Origin of the sequence: Thalassospira sp. UBA1131 (assembly GCF_002311515.1) — a bacterium.
GTDB lineage: Bacteria > Pseudomonadota > Alphaproteobacteria > Rhodospirillales > Thalassospiraceae > Thalassospira.
On record NZ_DCAO01000078.1, the window covers coordinates 3,623 to 4,122 of the forward strand.

Sequence of the window (500 nt, forward strand, 5' to 3'; positions counted from 1 at the left end):
TCAACGATCTTGGGCATATTTTCTTCAAAGGCGCCTGGCGCAAAGATATTCAGCGCGTCCGCCTTTTCTGTGCTGCGGTTTTCGAAATCGCGCTGAATACCGGCGGGGACGTATATAAAGCTGCCTTTTCCTGCTTCCTGCCAATCTTCACCGATCAGAAAGCTCATTGTGCCCTCAAGCACATAGAAAATCTCGTTCCCGTCATCGTGGGAATGCGCGCCAATACCTTTGGTATTTGGCTCCATCCACCATTGAAAAACAACCACTTCTTTCTCATATCGGTAGAAAGGGGGCTTGGTTGCGATCCACTCCGTTTGGCTCCCGATAAAACCGATCTGGGAGGATCACATGACGAACTGGATCAGGCTTCCAAACAGCGAAGGTCAATGTGTCGCGCGCTCTGATGGGCAAGGCGACCAAAAAACATATCAACGCGAAGTCGGGCGTGCCGGTTTCGCGGGGCCGTCAGCGCAAATTTATCATCGTCACCCGCCGGCCGG

At 52.6% G+C, this 500-nt stretch carries 1 protein-coding gene; it reads right to left on the reverse strand.

The window, feature by feature from the left end; all coding sequences use genetic code 11:
* The coding region (locus tag B3Z49_RS11945; RefSeq protein ID WP_296991072.1) for a cupin domain-containing protein at positions 1 to 245 on the reverse strand (245 nt) is incomplete at its 3' end.
* Between the last annotated feature and the right edge of the window lie 255 nt (positions 246 to 500).